The organism is Streptomyces sp. TN58 (genome assembly GCF_001941845.1).
In the GTDB taxonomy this organism is placed as follows: Bacteria; Actinomycetota; Actinomycetes; order Streptomycetales; family Streptomycetaceae; genus Streptomyces.
Genome location: NZ_CP018870.1, coordinates 1,965,337 through 1,980,321, shown reverse-complemented (window position 1 = coordinate 1,980,321; position 14,985 = coordinate 1,965,337). Strand labels below are relative to the sequence as shown.

Here is a 14,985-nt window from a genome sequence, read left to right as displayed (position 1 = left end):
AGCCTCCGTGAGGGTCTAGGGGCCAGGACCGCCTTCACACTCACACAGCGCCAGAAACCGCGCATTTTGGATCATTACTGCGCGTGGCCGAAGACGGCCGCCCGACACCGCGTGAGATCCGCCACGCCGATGATCGAGTTCCGGCCTTCAACACCCACGGGGTCGGGCAGACTCGGGGCACCCCCGGAAAACGCCATGGGGACTCCAGGGAAGAGGGTGGAACGCGTGGACCGCTGCGTCGTCCTGGTGGACGCCGGCTACCTGCTGGGCGCCGCCGCCAGCCTTCTCGCCGGGGAGCCCTCCCGCTCCCGGATCACCGTCGACCATGCCGCCCTCATCCAGGGCCTGCGCGAGCGGGCCGAAGCCGACACCGAACAGCCCCTGCTGCGCATCTACTGGTTCGACGGCGCACCCGACCGGGTGCCCCAGCCCGAACACCGCAGGCTGCGCGTCATGTCCCGCGTCACCGTCCGCCTCGGCGCCCTGACCCGCAGCGACGGCCGCTGGGCCCAGAAGGGCGTCGACGCCGCCATGCACGCCGAGCTCACCGAGCTCGCCCGCAACCGCGCCTGCTCCGACGTGGTCCTCGTCACCGGCGACGGCGACCTGCTGCCCGGGCTGATGTCCGCCAAGGAGCACGGCGTCGCCGTCCACCTGTGGGCCGTCCAGGCCGCCGACGGCGACTACAACCAGTCCGAGGACCTCGTCGCCGAAGCCGACGAACGCCGCGTCCTCGACCGCGCCTGGATCACCCGCGCCGTCCGCGCCAAGGACCTCACCGGACTCTGCTCCCCGCCGCCCGCACCCCGCCCCGACATCGCCGCCATCCTCTCGGCGCCGCTGCCCGAGGCCGCGCTCGCCGAGGCCGCCCGCAACGGCGCCGCCGCCCCCGCGGACGACGACCGCGAGGGGGTCCCCGTACCGGCGCCCACCACCCCCGGCGGCAAGAGCGTCCCCACCCCCAAGGACCTCGCCGGAGCCCTGCGCGCCCCCGGCGCACACGGCGGCCAGCACGCCGCCGCGAGCAGCCCGCCCGCCCCCGCCAGCGCCCTGCGCTGGTCATCCGACAAAGGCTGGATCGACCGCGCCGGACCCCTCGGCGAACCCGCCGAGACCGCCTCCCTGCCCACCCTCGCCCAGCTCACCAGCGCCGAACAGCGCTGGGCGGACCGCGAGGAGGACATCACCACCGTCGGCGGCGACCCCTTCGAGGTGGGACAGGTGTTCGCCCGGCGCTGGATGGAACGCCTCCCCGAAACCGTGCACCTGCAGAAACTGGCCACCATGTACCCGCGCATCCCGCACCGGATCGACGGCGAGCTGCTGCGCTACGCCGCCCGATTCGGCCTGCTCGCGCACAAGGACGACCAGATCGACGAACACGACCGCTACGCCATCCGCGCCGGGTTCTGGAGGGAGATCGACGTCCGCGCCGCCGCCGAACACGTCGCCGCGGTACCGGCCGCCGCACCCGCGACCGCACCCGCCGACCTGCCCTCCCCGCTGACCCCGGCGGCCGAGTAGGGGCGGGAACCCCGTAGGCTGCTCCCTCGTGAGTACGGGCACAGCACAGGCGCAGGACAGCACGGCGGCGGCCGCGGGAGCGGCGCCGGACGTGGTCTGCGCGGTACGTGACCTGGTCAAGACGTACCCCGCGGTACGCGGCCGGCGCGGAGCCCCCGCCCTGCCCGAGACCCGCGCCAACGACGGCGTCACCCTCGACGTCCGGCGCGGCGAGATCTTCGGCCTGCTCGGCCCCAACGGCGCCGGCAAGTCCACCCTGGTACGCCAGCTCACCGGCCTGATGCGGCCCGACTCGGGCACCGTGACCCTCCTCGGCCACGACCTCGTACGCCACCCAGGACGCGCCTCCCGCCTGCTCGCCTACCTCGGGCAGGAGTCCACGGCGCTGGACGAGCTCACGGTGGCACTGGCCGCCGAGACCACCGGACGGCTGCGCGGGCTCGACGTGCGCGCGGCCCGGACCGCGCGGGACGCCGTACTGGACGAACTCGGGCTGACCGCCATCGCCGACCGGCCCCTGAAGAAGCTCTCCGGCGGCCAGCGGCGCCTGGCGTGCTTCGCCACCGCACTCGTGGGGGAGCGGCCCGTACTCGTCCTCGACGAACCCACCACCGGCATGGACCCCGTGGCCCGGCGGGCCGTGTGGGCGGCCGTGGACCGGCGCCGCGCACAGCACGGCGCGACCGTCCTGCTGGTCACCCACAACGTCATCGAGGCCGAGACCGTCCTCGACCGGGTCGCCGTCATCGACCAGGGCAGGGTCATCGCCTGCGACACACCGGCCGCGCTGAAGGCCAAGGTCTCGGGCGAGGTCCGGCTGGAACTGGTGTGGCGCGACAGCGCTCCGCTGGAGGTGCCGGAGGTGGCCCGGCTGCACGCCCGGGCCGCCGAGTCGGGGCGCCGCTGGGTACTGCGGCTGGCGCCGGACGAGGCGCGGGCGGCGGTCGCCTCGGTCACCGGGGGGCCCGCCTTCGCAGCGCTCGACGACTTCACCCTGGCCACCCCCAGCCTCGAAGACGTGTACCTGGCCCTCGGCGGCAGGACGAAAGGGCTGGTGAAGTCGTGAGCGACCGCTCGACCGGGGCGGCGGGAGCGGCCGGGCTCGCACCCGACGCCGCGGCCCCGTCCCCACCGCAGACGGCGCCGGCCGGCGCCGCCGCGGACCGCGCCCCGGCATCCCGGCCCGAGCCCCGGCCCGAGGCCCAGCCCGCGCCGCTGGCGCCCCGCGCGCGGGTCCTCCCCGCGCTGGCCGCCGTCTACCGGGCGCAGCTGTCCCGGGCCCGGGTCGCGCGGATACCACTGCTGTTCGTGGCCACCTTCCAGTCCGTCGGCATCATGATCCTCATGCGGGGCGTCGTCGACGGGGGCTCGGAGGCCCGCGCCGTCGTCGCCGGCTCCTCGGTGCTCGTCGTCGCCTTCGTCGCGCTGAACCTGCTCGCCCAGTACTTCGGGCAGCTGCGGGCCGGCGGCGGACTCGACCACTACGCCACCCTGCCGGTGCCGCCCGCCTCGGTGGTCCTGGGCACGGCCGCCGCGTACGCCTCCTTCACCCTGCCGGGGACGCTGGTCACCGCGGTCTTCGGCTGCCTGCTCTTCGGCCTGCCGATGAGCGGCCTGTGGATCCTGGCCGCCGTCGTACCGCTGGCCGGAGCCGCGCTTGCCGGGCTCGGCGCCGCGCTGGGACTGCTCGCACCGCGCCAGGAGCTGGCCACCCTCGCCGGACAGCTCGGCATGTCGGCGGCGCTGCTCCTCGGGGTGCTGCCGCCCGAGCGGATGCCGTCCCTCATCGTGTGGGCGCGTGACCTGCTGCCGTCCACCTACGGGGTGGAGGCGTTCGCGCGGACCTTCGAAGCGGAACCGGACTGGGCCGCCGTCGCCGTCGACCTCGGGGTGTGCGCGGCCGTCGGAGTCGCCTCCCTGGCCCTCGCGACCTGGGCGTACCGGCGGGCATCGGTGCGCTGACGCGGTCCGCCGGCGCGGTCCGTGACGCGGTCCGGCGACGCCGCGGCCGGACACACCTGGCACGATGTGGGGGTGACCGAAGCCGTGACCCCGCAGTCCCCGTTCGACCCGCCGTCGCCGGCGCCGTCGTCGCCGCCCGAGAAGCCGGACGCCGCCGCGGGCATCACCCCCGCGGACATCCGAGACGGGGCCGTCGTGGCCCTGGCGGTCGGGGTGGCCGGGCTGCTCCTCGGACTGCTGTGGGTGTGGCTGGCGCCCCGCGTGCAGTACGTCTCCAACGGGGAGGCGGTGTTCCTGCGCAACAGCGAGAGCGAGGCGCGGATCGCCGCCGACGGCACCTTCTTCCTGCTGTCGGTGGGGCTGGGCCTGCTCAGCGCCGTCGGCACGTTCCTGTGGCGCCGGGCCGGCGGCGTGCCGCTGGTGATCGGGCTGGCCGTCGGGTCGGGCTTCGCCGCGCTCGCGGGGTGGCGGTTCGGGCTGTGGCTCGGGGCGTCGTCGTCCGACCTGGCCGCCGCCGCGGCCGCGGCCGGCAAGGGGGTGCCGTTCGACGCGCCGCTGGAGCTGGTGGCGCACGGGGCGCTGCTGGTCTGGCCGATGACCGCCGTGCTGCTGCACCTGGGGTGCACCGCGCTGTGGACGCCGCGGGACCCGGAGCCGGATCCGCTGGCGGGGTGGAGCGGGTACTACCAGCCGGCGGGGGCGTCGTCGCCGGCGCCGCCGTCGGCCGAGCGGTCGCTGCCGCCGACCGACACCGGGCCGACTGCGTCGGAGGCCCCGCGCGCCTGACCCCTCCGGGGTGGTCGGCCGCCGGGTTGCGCCGCTGCGCGGAGCCTGGCCCCGCCCCGCCCTTTCTCCGTTTCCCGGGGCTCCGCCCCGGACCCCGCCGGGTGCTGCCCGGGCCCGCGCCTCAAACGCTGGCGGGGCTGGGGTGGGGGCTCCGCCCCGGACCCCCGTTGGGCGCTGCCCGGGCCCGCGCCTCAAACGCCGGCGGGGCTGGGGTGGGGACTCCGCCCCGGACCCCCGTTGGGCGCTGCCCGGGCCCGCGCCTCAAACGCCGGCGGGGCTGGGGTGGGGGCTCCGCCCCGGACCCCCGTTGGGCGCTGCCTGGGCCCGCGCCTCAAACGCTGGCGGGGCTGGGGTGGGGGCTCCGCCCCGGACCCCCGTTGGGCGCTGCCCGGGCCCGCGCCTCAAACGCCGGCGGGGCTGGGGTGGGGGCTCCGCCCCGGACCCCCGTTGGGCGCTGCCCGGGCCCGCGCCTCAAACGCCGGCGGGGCTGGGGTGGGGGCTCCGCCCCGGACCCCCGTTGGGCGCTGCCCGGCCCGCGCCTCGTACGCCGGCGGGGGCTGCGAGACAAGCCTCGCCGGCGTTTGAGGCGCGGGGTCTGGGGCGGAGCCCCAGCCCGGCCGGGGTGGGTCTAAGGTCGCGCGATCGGGGCCACGGTGGCTGAGGTGAGAGTGGCCAGGTCCGTGGGGGAGAGTTCGACCTCCAGGCCGCGGCGGCCCGCCGAGCAGCAGATCGTGGGGTGGGCCCTGGCGGACTCGTCGATCACCGTGCGCAGCCGCTTGCGCTGCCCCAGCGGGGAGATGCCGCCGCGGACGTAGCCCGTGGTGCGCTCCGCCAGGGCCGGGTCGGCCATCGCCGCCCGCTTGCCGCCCACCGCCGTCGCCAGCGCTTTCAGGTCCAGCGACCCCGAGACCGGAACCACCGCCACCGTCAGGGCGCCGTCCACGTCCGCCACGAGCGTCTTGAAGACCTGCGTCGGCGAGACGCCCATGGCCTCCGCCGCCTCCTCGCCGTACGAGGGATGCGCCGGGTCGTGCTCGTACGCGTGCGTGGTGAAGGCGACCCCGGCCGCCGTCAGCGCCACGATCGCCGGTGTGCCGGCCGCCTGTTTCGTCTTCTTCGCCATCGGTCCCCCGTCGCTCTCGCTCGTCAGTTCGGGCTGGTCGGAGCCCGGGTCAGTTCCACCGCCGGCAGCGACGGCAGGTGGCGGATCACTGCCGTCTCCGTGCGCAGCAGCTTCAGCTCCTCCGCCAGCCGCGTCGCCGTGTCCGGCGCCTGCAGCAGCCGCTGCCGCGCCGGGATGTCCAGTACCACCGCCGCGGCCACCAGGTAGGAGACCACCGACGGCTCGTCGGGGAGCTCCGCGCCCGTCAGGGACCGTTCGCGGGCACCCGCCAGACGCTTCTGGTAGTTGCGGAAGGCCCGCAGCACGCCCTCCGCGAGGACCCCGGCGCCGTCGCCCGCGTCCTCCGGGAGCTCTTCCAGCTCCGCCGTCAGGAAGGGCCCCGACGCGTCGACCGACAGCAGCCGGACGCGCGTCGTACCGGTCGCGAGGACCTCGAAGCTGCCGTCCTCCCGCTCCCGGATCGTCGCCGCGTCCGCGATGCAGCCCACCCGGTGGAACGCCTGGATCGGGTCCGCTCCGAAACCGGCCGCCGGACCCCGCTCGGGTACGGCCGTCGGGTCCGGCAGGCCGGGCGCGGTCGGGGCGACCTCCCGGCCGTCGCGGATCGCGACGACCGCGAAACGGCGCGGCTCGTCCTCACCCGTCTTCAGCAGCTCGCGCATCATGGCGCGATAACGCTCCTCGAAGACGTTCAGCGGGAGCACGAGTCCCGGGAACAGCACCGAGTTCAGCGGGAAGAGGGGCAGGCGAACGGTGGTCACGACGCACAGGGTAATCGTCCGCAGACGCGCCCCGTCACCCCCGCCGCAGCAGCCGGGACGCCCCCGCCGCGACCGTCGTGGCCAGGATCCAGCCCATGACGACGAGCCCCGCCGCCCCCCACTGCCAGCCGCCCGCCAGTTTCCAGTGCCCCTGCTGGCCGAGGTCGATCACCGGGAGCAGCAGATCCAGGGCGTACAGCGGGGCGCTCCACTCCGGATGCTCGCCCTCCTTGATCGCCGGCGGGTCGAGCTGGGAGAACAGCAGCGCCCCCGCCGCCCACAGCACCGCCATCCACAGCGCGGCCCGGCCAGGCCGGTAGCCGTAGACGACCGTCCAGTCCTGCAGGTAGCCCCACGCCTTCGGCCCCGGCGGCAGCGTGGCCCGGCGCCGCCGCTGCTTGGCCAGCAGCACCTCGCGGGCGTCCGCGTCCTCGCCGCTGGCCCGCAGTACGGCCGCCAGCCGCTCGTACGGCCCCGGCGAGTACTCGGGAGTGGCCGCCTCCAGCCAGGCCAGCCTGCGGGACAGCGGGAAATGGCCGCGGGGCGCGATGTCCTCGTACTCGAAACCCTCGATGGACAGCCCGCCCGGACCCGGCCAGCTCGTGGACGTGTCGACGAGCTTGACCACCTTGGCGCCCGACACCACCACCCGGCCGCGCTCCGGCCCCTCCCCGACGAAGCGGAACTCCGGCGTCTGGATCCGGCGCAGGGATATCTCCTGCTCGTCCGTGAGCTCGAACCGCGCGCCGTAGAAGTCGATGGCGTCCCCGAACCGGCCGTCGTCCAGCCGCAGCCCGCCCCGGCACTCGAACGGCCGTGCCCGCCGGCCCCGCGCCGGCGTGCGGCCCAGCCCGTACGGGGGAGTGGAGGAGCCCGTACCGCCGCGCCCGTAGTCCATGGCGATCGCCGTCAGGTACAGGGTCCGCTCCACGGTCAGCTGCGGCGCGTTCAGCGCGAACCGCCCCGACGGATTGCGCAGCCGGGCCCCGCGCAGGTTCATCGACACGCCGACCTTCGCGCCGCGCAGACTCACCTCCCCGTACGTCTCCAGCAGCTCGCCCTGGAAGTCCTGCGCGACCGACAACCCGTCGGCGGCGATCGCCCGGCCCTTGCTGTCCCGCTGCACCACCGCCTGGCTGACCAGCAGGTCCGTGCCGATCTGCGCGTCGGTCAGCCGGATCCCGCGCGCCACCCGGCAGCGCGGCAGGTGCAGGTCCCCCTCCGTGTGCAGCCGGGCCGCCTCCAGCCGCGGTATCGCACAGTTGACCAGCCGCAACGTGCCGAAACGGGCCTCCGACAGCTGGATCTCGCTGTCGAAGCGGCAGGACTGCAGCTCCACGTACGGAGCCACCGTCCCACCGGACAGATCCAGCCGCCCGGAGATCCGTACGCCGCGCAGCTTCAGCGACGCCACCCGGCCCGGCACCGGCGGCGGTCCGTGGAGCAGCAGCAGCGCCACCACACCGGCACGGACGCCGCGCCCCGCACCCCAGACGTGGTCGCCGTGCGGATCGTCCACGTCGGCGGCGCGCGCACTGAGATCGCAGACGCTGCCCGTGCGGAAGGCGTCCCACATACGGCGCTCGGAATCGCTGAGATCCGCCGGACACCCGTCCGGTTCCGCCTCGACCACCGCGGCCCCCTCCGCCGTCATGTACGTGTAGACGAACGCTAACGGGCACCTGTGACATCCGGGGGCGTCCGTGGCGTGTATCAGCCAGTGATACGGGCGGACGGTGGCACGGGACGGTCTGAGAGAATTGTGAGGTGATCTCTCGTATCGACCTGCGCGGTGACGCCCTCCCCGAGGGCGGCGCCCTGCGCGACCTGCTGCCCCGTGCCGAGTTCGACGTGGAAGCCGCCCTGGAGAAGGTGCGGCCCATCTGCGAGGACGTCCATCATCGTGGCACGGCGGCGCTGATCGAGTACGCGCAGAAGTTCGACGGGGTGACGCTGGAGCAGGTCAGGGTGCCCGCCGCGGCCCTCAAGGCCGCCCTCGACGAGCTCGACCCGGCCGTCCGCGCAGCCCTGGAGGAGTCGATCCGGCGCGCCCGGATCGTGCACCGCGCACAGCGCCGCACCGAGCACACCACACAGGTGGTCCCCGGCGGCACCGTGACCGAGAAGTGGGTTCCGGTGGAGCGCGTCGGGCTGTACGCGCCGGGCGGCCGCTCGGTGTACCCGTCGTCCGTCGTCATGAACGTCGTACCGGCCCAGGAGGCGGGCGTCGAGTCCGTCGCGCTGGCGTCCCCGCCGCAGAAGGAGCACGGCGGACTGCCGCACCCCACCATCCTGGCCGCCTGCGCGCTGCTCGGCGTGGACGAGGTGTACGCGGTCGGCGGCGCCCAGGCCGTCGCGATGTTCGCGTACGGCACCGAGGACTGCCGCCCCGCCAACATGGTCACCGGCCCCGGCAACATCTGGGTCGCCGCCGCCAAGCGCTACTTCACCGGCCGGATCGGCATCGACACCGAGGCCGGCCCGACCGAGATCGCCGTCCTCGCCGACTCCACCGCCGACCCGGTGCACGTCGCCGCCGACCTCATCAGCCAGGCCGAGCACGACCCGCTGGCCGCGGCCGTCCTCGTCACGGACTCCGCCGAGCTCGCGGACGCCGTCGAGAAGGAGCTGGAGCCGCAGGTCGCCGCGACCAAGCACGTCGAGGACCGGATCAAGCCCGCCCTCGCCGGCAGGCAGTCCGCGATCGTGCTCGTCGACAGCCTGGAGGACGGCCTCAAGGTCGTCGACGCCTACGGCGCCGAACACCTGGAGATCCAGACCGCCGACGCCGCCGCCTGGGCCGCCCGCGTCCGCAACGCCGGCGCGATCTTCGTCGGCCCCTGGGCCCCGGTCTCCCTCGGCGACTACTGCGCCGGCTCCAACCACGTCCTGCCCACCGGCGGCTGCGCCTGCCACTCCTCGGGCCTGTCCGTGCAGTCCTTCCTGCGCGGCATCCACATCGTCGACTACACCCGCGACGCCCTCGCCGAGGTCACCCACCACGTGGTGACCCTCGCCGAGGCCGAGGACCTGCCCGCGCACGGCGCCGCCCTCAAGGCCCGTTTTGGCGGAGCCGTACCCGACAAGCACAGCGGATGGAAGGTGCCCGGCCAGTGACCGACAGAGCCATCGGCATCGACGACCTCCCCATCCGGGACGAACTGCGCGGCAAGAGCCCGTACGGCGCCCCCCAGCTCGACGTGCCCGTCCAGCTGAACACCAACGAGAACCCCTACGAGCTGCCCGCCGAGCTCGTCGCGCGCATCGCCGAGCGCGTCGCCGAAGCCGCCCGCACCCTCAACCGCTACCCGGACCGGGACGCGGTCGAGCTGCGCACGGAGCTGGCCGCCTACCTCACCCGTACGGGCAAACACCCGGTCACCCGGGAGAACGTATGGGCCGCCAACGGCTCCAACGAGGTCATCCAGCAGCTGCTGCAGACCTTCGGCGGGCCCGGCCGCACCGCGATCGGCTTCGAACCCTCCTACTCCATGCACGCGCTGATCTCCCGCGGCACCGGCACGGGCTGGATCTCCGGCCCCCGCCGCGAGGACTTCCGCATCGACACGGAGGCGGCCGAACGGGCGATCGCCGAGCACGCACCCGACGTCGTCTTCATCACCTCCCCCAACAACCCCACGGGCACCGCCGTCGACGCGGAGACCGTCCTGGCCCTCTACGAGGCGGCCCAGGCGGCCAAGCCCTCCCTCGTCATCGTCGACGAGGCCTACGTGGAGTTCAGCCACCGGGACTCGCTGCTGCCCCTCATCGAGGGCCGCCCCAACATGGTGATCTCCCGGACCATGTCCAAGGCCTTCGGCGCGGCCGGCCTGCGCCTGGGCTACCTGGCCGCGCACCCCGCCGTCGTCGACGCCGTACAGCTGGTCCGCCTGCCGTACCACCTGTCCGCCGTCACCCAGGCCACGGCACTCGCCGCCCTGGAACACACCGACACCCTGCTCGGCTACGTCGAGCAGCTCAAGGCCGAACGGGACCGCCTCGTCACCGAGCTGCGCGCCATCGGCTACGAGGTCACCGAGTCCGACGCGAACTTCATCCAGTTCGGGACGTTCGAGGACTCCCACACCGCCTGGCAGAAGATCCTCGACCACGGGGTCCTGGTCCGGGACAACGGCGTACCCGGCCGGCTGCGGGTCACCGCCGGCACCCCGGCAGAGAACGACGCGTTCCTGGAAGCGGTTCGCGCACTGAAGAAGGAGCAGCACGCATGAGCCGCATCGGACGGGTCGAACGGACCACCAAGGAGACCTCCGTCGTCGTCGAGATAAACCTCGACGGAACCGGCCAGGTCGACGTCTCGACGGGCGTGGGCTTCTACGACCACATGCTCGACCAGCTCGGCCGCCACGGCCTCTTCGACCTCACCGTCAAGACCGACGGCGACCTGCACATCGACTCCCACCACACCATCGAGGACACCGCCCTCGCACTCGGCGCCGCCTTCAAGCAGGCCCTCGGCGACAAGGTGGGCATCTACCGCTTCGGCAACTGCACCGTCCCGCTCGACGAGTCCCTCGCCCAGGTCACCGTCGACCTGTCCGGCCGCCCCTACCTCGTGCACACCGAGCCCGAGAACATGGCACCGATGATCGGCTCCTACGACACGACGATGACCCGGCACATCCTGGAGTCCTTCGTCGCCCAGGCCCAGATCGCCCTGCACGTCCACGTCCCCTACGGCCGCAACGCCCACCACATCGTGGAATGCCAGTTCAAGGCCCTCGCCCGGGCCCTGCGCTACGCCGCCGAGTTCGACCCGCGGGCCGTCGGCATCCTGCCCTCCACGAAGGGCGCCCTCTAGCAGTGAACGGGCTGAACACCATCCTGATCGTCCTCGGCCTGTTCCTGGCCGGGGGCGTCTACTCCTTCCAGAAGCAGCAGATGCCCAAATCGGTCGTGGTCCTGCTCGCCATCGCCTCCGCGATGTGCCTGGCGGCCGGAGTCCTGCGGATACAAGGAATCTGGGAATGAGCACAGCACGCCCCACCAAGAAGGTCGTCGTCCTCGACTACGGCTTCGGCAACGTCCGCTCCGCCGAACGCGCACTCGCCCGCGTCGGCGCGGACGTCGAGATCACCCGCGACTACGACAAGGCCATGGACGCCGACGGGCTCCTCGTCCCCGGCGTCGGCGCCTTCTCCGCCTGCATGCAGGGCCTCAAGGACGTCCGCGGCGACTGGATCATCGGCCGCCGGCTCTCCGGCGGCCGCCCCGTCATGGGCATCTGCGTCGGCATGCAGATCCTCTTCGAACGCGGCATCGAGCACGGCGTGGAGACCGAAGGCCTCGACGAGTGGCCCGGCACCGTCGGCCCGCTCAAGGCCCCCGTCGTCCCCCACATGGGCTGGAACACCGTCGACGCCCCCGCCGACAGCCAGGCCTTCGCCGGACTGGACGCCGACGCCCGCTTCTACTTCGTGCACTCCTACGCGGCCCACGACTGGACCCTGGAAGTCACCAACCCGCTGATCCGCGCCCCCAAGGTCACCTGGGCCACCCACGGCGAACGCTTCGTCGCGGCGGTGGAGAACGGGGCCCTGTGGGCCACCCAGTTCCACCCCGAGAAGTCCGGCGACGCCGGCGCCCAGCTCCTCACCAACTGGATCGAGACCCTCTGATGACCGTGAAGACGCTCGAACTCCTCCCCGCCGTGGATGTCCGCGACGGCCAGGCGGTCCGCCTCGTCCACGGAGTCTCCGGCAGCGAGACCTCCTACGGCTCCCCGCTCCAGGCCGCCCTCGCCTGGCAGGCCGCCGGCGCCGAATGGCTGCACCTCGTCGACCTCGACGCCGCCTTCGGCACCGGCGACAACCGCGCCCTGGTCGCCGAGATCACCCGCGCCATGGACATCAAGGTCGAGCTGTCCGGCGGCATCCGCGACGACGCCTCGCTCGCCGCGGCCCTCGCCACCGGCTGCACCCGCGTCAACCTCGGCACCGCCGCCCTGGAAACCCCCGAATGGGCCGCCAAGGCCATCGCCGAACACGGCGACAAGATCGCCATCGGCCTCGACGTACGCGGCACCACCCTCAAGGGCCGCGGCTGGACCAGCGAGGGCGGCGACCTCTACGAGACCCTCGCCCGCCTCGACTCCGAGGGCTGTGCCCGCTACGTCGTCACCGACATCGGCAAGGACGGCACGCTCACCGGCCCCAACCTGGAGCTGCTGAAGAACGTCTGCGCCGCCACCGACCGGCCCGTCGTCGCCTCCGGAGGCGTCTCCTCCCTGGACGACCTGCGGGCCCTGTCCGAACTGGTGCCGCTCGGCGTCGAGGGCGCCATCGTCGGCAAGGCCCTGTACGCCAAGGCCTTCACTCTGGAAGAAGCCCTGAAGGCGGTCTCCGCATGAGCTCCCCCGACACCGGCGCCGTACGCCGCATCTCCTCCGGCGGCCCCTACGAGGACGTCATCGGCTACTCCCGCGCGGTACAGCTCCCGAACGGCCTCGTGCTCGTCTCCGGCTGCACCGCCGGCGACGCGGGCGGCCCGTACGACCAGGCCGTCGCCGCCTTCGGCGTCGCCTTCAAGGCCCTCGCCCAGGCCGGCCTCGGCCCCGAGGACGTCGTCCGCACCCGCATGTACCTCACCCACGCACGCGACGTCGACGAGGTCGGCCGCGCCCACAAGGAACTCTTCGACGCGGTCCGCCCGGCCGCCTCGATGATCATCGTCTCCGGCTTCGTCGACCCGTCGATGGTCGTCGAGGTGGAGGTCGAGGCGTACAAGGCGGTGCCCGCATGAGCCTCGCCGTACGCGTGATCCCCTGCCTGGACGTGGACAACGGCCGGGTCGTCAAGGGCGTCAACTTCCAGAACCTCCGCGACGCCGGCGACCCGGTGGAGATGGCCAAGCTGTACGACGCCGAAGGCGCCGACGAGCTGACCTTCCTCGACATCACCGCCTCCTCCGGGAACCGCGAGACCACCTACGACGTGGTGCGGCGCACCGCCGAGCAGGTCTTCATCCCGCTGACCGTCGGCGGCGGCGTCCGCACCGCCGACGACGTCGACAGACTGCTGCGCGCCGGAGCGGACAAGGTGGGCGTGAACACCGCCGCCATCGCCCGCCCCGAACTGATCCGGGAGATCGCGGAGCGGTTCGGCCGGCAGGTCCTCGTGCTGTCCGTGGACGCGCGCCGCACCGCCGCCGGGACCTTCGAGGTCACCACCCACGGCGGCCGGCAGGGCACCGGCATCGACGCCGTCGAGTGGGCCCACCGGGCCGCGGAACTGGGCGCGGGCGAGATCCTGCTCAACTCCATGGACGCGGACGGCACCAAGGACGGCTACGACACCGAGATGATCGCGGCGGTCCGCAAGCACGTCACCGTGCCGGTGATCGCCTCCGGCGGCGCGGGCCGCCTGGCCGATTTCGCCCCGGCGATCGAGGCGGGGGCGGATGCGGTGCTGGCGGCGTCGGTGTTCCACTTCGGCGACCTCCGGATCGCCGAAGTGAAGTCGGCCCTCCGCGAAGCGGGCCACCCGGTCCGCTGACCTTCGCCTCCGGCGCGGCCGGCGGATCCCGGGGCGCTGCCCCTGCCCTCCGGGCGCGGCCGGGTGGCCGCGCCTCAATCGCCGGCGGGGCTTGGGGGTGGTGCCCCTGATCGGGATCACAGGGGTGGGGTGGTGCCCCTCCGGGGGCTCTCCTCGGTTCGGCGCGTTCTGCACTTCTCGGTCGTACCCGGTGGTTGCGCCTCGGCCTGCGGGGAGCCCCCGGAGTGTCCCCACCCCACGGCCCGGACGCCGGGCGGGGCGGCCGGGGTGGGGGTGTGGGGACGGTGGGGGGTGTCCCCGCAGGACGAGCGCGCACCACCGGGTATGGCCGAGAGGTGCGGCACCGCGCGAGCCGAGGAGACACCCCCCGGCGGCCCCGCACCCCCACCCCCACAACCGACCCCGACCAGGGACACCACCCCAGCCCCGCCGGCGATTGAGGCGCGGCCACCGGCCCGCAGCCGGGGAACAGGGGCAGCGCCCCCACAACCGACCCCGACCAGGGACACCAGACCAAGCCCCGCCGGCGTTTGAGGCGCGGCCACCGGACCGCAGCCGGGGAACAGGGGCCGCGCCCCCGCGACCGGCCCCGGCCGGGGGCACCGGACCCAGCCCCGCCGGCGTTTGAGGCGCGGCCACCGGGGCGCAGCCGGGAGCGGGACGCGGACGGGTACCTGCTACAGGCCGAGGGCGGCAGCCGTGAGCATCGCGATCGCGTCCTTCTCGCCGTCCAGCGACACCGCGGCAGCGGCCTGGCGGCCGAAGCAGAACAGCGTCAGCTCCCCCGGCTCGCCCGTCACCGTCACCACCGGCGCGCCCTTGTGCGCCACCGCCGTCTGCCCGTTCGGACGGCGCAGCACCAGGCCCACCGGCGAGCGGCGGCCCGTCAGGCGGGCCATCTTCTCCAGGCGGGACCACAGCGCGTCCGAGAACACCGCATCCAGCTCCCGCGGGGACCAGTCCGGCTGGGCGCGGCGGACGTCCTCCGCGTGGACGTAGAACTCCACCGCGTTCGCCGCCTCGTCGATCTGCTTCAGCGCGTACACCGACATCCGCGGCGGCCCGGTCCGGATCAGCTGGATGAGTTCCTCGTACGGCTTGGCCGTGTACTCCTCCATCGCCTTGTCCAGGCGGGCCTTCAGGACGTTCAGCAGGAGCCCGCCCGCCGCGTCCGGGCGCCGTTCCCGGACGACCACGTGCGCGGCCAGGTCGCGACAGGTCCAGCCGTCGCACAGCGTGGGGGCCTCCGGACCGGCCGCCTCCAACAGGTCCGCCAGCAGCAGGCGTTCACGCTTCGCATGGGTAGACATGCCAG

At 73.9% G+C, this 14,985-nt stretch carries 16 protein-coding genes; 12 read left to right on the top strand and 4 right to left on the bottom strand.

Going from position 1 to position 14,985, the window contains the following annotated elements; genetic code table 11:
- Positions 1 to 216 precede the first annotated feature (216 nt).
- The 4 genes from BSL84_RS09010 to BSL84_RS08995 all read left to right on the top strand — a co-directional run bounded on the left by BSL84_RS09010 (position 217) and on the right by BSL84_RS08995 (position 4,272).
- Positions 217 to 1,524: an NYN domain-containing protein gene (locus tag BSL84_RS09010; protein WP_234308575.1), complete on the top strand. Its 1,308-nt coding sequence runs from the start codon at positions 217 to 219 to the stop codon at positions 1,522 to 1,524.
- A gap of 28 nt (positions 1,525 to 1,552) precedes the next feature.
- On the top strand, positions 1,553 to 2,590 hold the full coding sequence (locus BSL84_RS09005; protein ID WP_075970142.1) for an ABC transporter ATP-binding protein: 1,038 nt from the start codon (positions 1,553 to 1,555) through the stop codon (positions 2,588 to 2,590).
- A 149-nt stretch (positions 2,591 to 2,739) separates the two neighbouring features.
- Entirely contained in the window at positions 2,740 to 3,486 is a 747-nt protein-coding gene (locus BSL84_RS09000; RefSeq protein WP_045323872.1) for an ABC transporter permease, read from the top strand.
- A 72-nt stretch (positions 3,487 to 3,558) separates the two neighbouring features.
- Positions 3,559 to 4,272, top strand: coding sequence for a hypothetical protein (locus tag BSL84_RS08995; RefSeq protein ID WP_234308576.1), 714 nt, complete (start codon positions 3,559 to 3,561; stop codon positions 4,270 to 4,272).
- A gap of 628 nt (positions 4,273 to 4,900) precedes the next feature.
- Here BSL84_RS08995 and ybaK read toward each other — a convergent pair.
- The 3 genes from ybaK to BSL84_RS08980 are packed head-to-tail and all read right to left on the bottom strand — an operon-like array spanning position 4,901 to position 7,810.
- Entirely contained in the window at positions 4,901 to 5,395 is a 495-nt protein-coding gene (gene ybaK / locus BSL84_RS08990) for a Cys-tRNA(Pro) deacylase (RefSeq protein WP_030028101.1), read from the bottom strand.
- A gap of 23 nt (positions 5,396 to 5,418) precedes the next feature.
- A complete protein-coding gene (locus BSL84_RS08985; RefSeq protein ID WP_030028102.1) occupies positions 5,419 to 6,156 on the bottom strand; it encodes an LON peptidase substrate-binding domain-containing protein in 738 nt (245 codons plus the stop codon).
- Positions 6,157 to 6,190: 34 nt separating this feature from the next.
- Positions 6,191 to 7,810: a hypothetical protein gene (locus BSL84_RS08980; protein ID WP_037661693.1), complete on the bottom strand. Its 1,620-nt coding sequence runs from the start codon at positions 7,808 to 7,810 to the stop codon at positions 6,191 to 6,193.
- A gap of 113 nt (positions 7,811 to 7,923) precedes the next feature.
- Here BSL84_RS08980 and hisD point away from each other — a divergent pair, with 113 nt between their 5' ends.
- Genes hisD through hisF form a run of 8 tightly spaced genes read left to right on the top strand, consistent with a single transcriptional unit; the run spans position 7,924 to position 13,670 of the window.
- Positions 7,924 to 9,273: a histidinol dehydrogenase gene (hisD, locus tag BSL84_RS08975; protein WP_075970140.1), complete on the top strand. Its 1,350-nt coding sequence runs from the start codon at positions 7,924 to 7,926 to the stop codon at positions 9,271 to 9,273.
- Positions 9,270 to 10,388 carry a histidinol-phosphate transaminase gene (locus tag BSL84_RS08970; protein WP_234308603.1) on the top strand — a complete coding sequence of 373 codons (1,119 nt, stop codon included), beginning with the start codon at positions 9,270 to 9,272 and terminating at the stop codon, positions 10,386 to 10,388. Before hisD ends, BSL84_RS08970 begins: the two co-directional genes overlap by 4 nt.
- A complete protein-coding gene (hisB, locus tag BSL84_RS08965) occupies positions 10,385 to 10,978 on the top strand; it encodes an imidazoleglycerol-phosphate dehydratase HisB (RefSeq protein ID WP_075970139.1) in 594 nt (197 codons plus the stop codon). Before BSL84_RS08970 ends, hisB begins: the two co-directional genes overlap by 4 nt.
- A 2-nt stretch (positions 10,979 to 10,980) precedes the next feature.
- The gene (locus BSL84_RS36460) at positions 10,981 to 11,148 is read left to right on the top strand and encodes a hypothetical protein (RefSeq protein WP_030028108.1); all 168 of its coding nucleotides are present in this window, start codon (positions 10,981 to 10,983) and stop codon (positions 11,146 to 11,148) included.
- Complete coding sequence (hisH, locus tag BSL84_RS08960) at positions 11,145 to 11,795, top strand: imidazole glycerol phosphate synthase subunit HisH (RefSeq protein WP_045324318.1); 651 nt, start codon at positions 11,145 to 11,147, stop codon at positions 11,793 to 11,795. Before BSL84_RS36460 ends, hisH begins: the two co-directional genes overlap by 4 nt.
- 5 nt (positions 11,796 to 11,800) lie before the next feature.
- Positions 11,801 to 12,526, top strand: coding sequence for a bifunctional 1-(5-phosphoribosyl)-5-((5-phosphoribosylamino)methylideneamino)imidazole-4-carboxamide isomerase/phosphoribosylanthranilate isomerase PriA (gene priA / locus BSL84_RS08955; protein WP_107069754.1), 726 nt, complete (start codon positions 11,801 to 11,803; stop codon positions 12,524 to 12,526).
- Entirely contained in the window at positions 12,523 to 12,918 is a 396-nt protein-coding gene (locus BSL84_RS08950; protein ID WP_030028114.1) for a RidA family protein, read from the top strand. Before priA ends, BSL84_RS08950 begins: the two co-directional genes overlap by 4 nt.
- Complete coding sequence (hisF, locus tag BSL84_RS08945) at positions 12,915 to 13,670, top strand: imidazole glycerol phosphate synthase subunit HisF (protein WP_030028115.1); 756 nt, start codon at positions 12,915 to 12,917, stop codon at positions 13,668 to 13,670. The genes BSL84_RS08950 and hisF overlap by 4 nt, the downstream gene beginning before the upstream one ends.
- Before the next feature lie 677 nt (positions 13,671 to 14,347).
- Here hisF and BSL84_RS08940 read toward each other — a convergent pair.
- A complete protein-coding gene (locus BSL84_RS08940) occupies positions 14,348 to 14,980 on the bottom strand; it encodes a TIGR03085 family metal-binding protein (RefSeq protein WP_030031523.1) in 633 nt (210 codons plus the stop codon).
- Positions 14,981 to 14,985: the final 5 nt, after the last annotated feature.

Bases quoted from the DNA above. Each gene is read 5' to 3' on its own strand.
- ybaK (WP_030028101.1), bottom strand. From the start codon at position 5,395: ATGGCGAAGAAGACGAAACAGGCGGCCGGCACACCGGCGATCGTGGCG.
- hisH (WP_045324318.1), top strand. From the start codon at position 11,145: ATGAGCACAGCACGCCCCACCAAGAAGGTCGTCGTCCTCGACTACGGC.
- BSL84_RS08950 (WP_030028114.1), top strand. From the start codon at position 12,523: ATGAGCTCCCCCGACACCGGCGCCGTACGCCGCATCTCCTCCGGCGGC.
- hisF (WP_030028115.1), top strand. From the start codon at position 12,915: ATGAGCCTCGCCGTACGCGTGATCCCCTGCCTGGACGTGGACAACGGC.
- BSL84_RS08940 (WP_030031523.1), bottom strand. From the start codon at position 14,980: ATGTCTACCCATGCGAAGCGTGAACGCCTGCTGCTGGCGGACCTGTTG.
- BSL84_RS08980 (WP_037661693.1), bottom strand. From the start codon at position 7,810: ATGACGGCGGAGGGGGCCGCGGTGGTCGAGGCGGAACCGGACGGGTGT.
- hisB (WP_075970139.1), top strand. From the start codon at position 10,385: ATGAGCCGCATCGGACGGGTCGAACGGACCACCAAGGAGACCTCCGTC.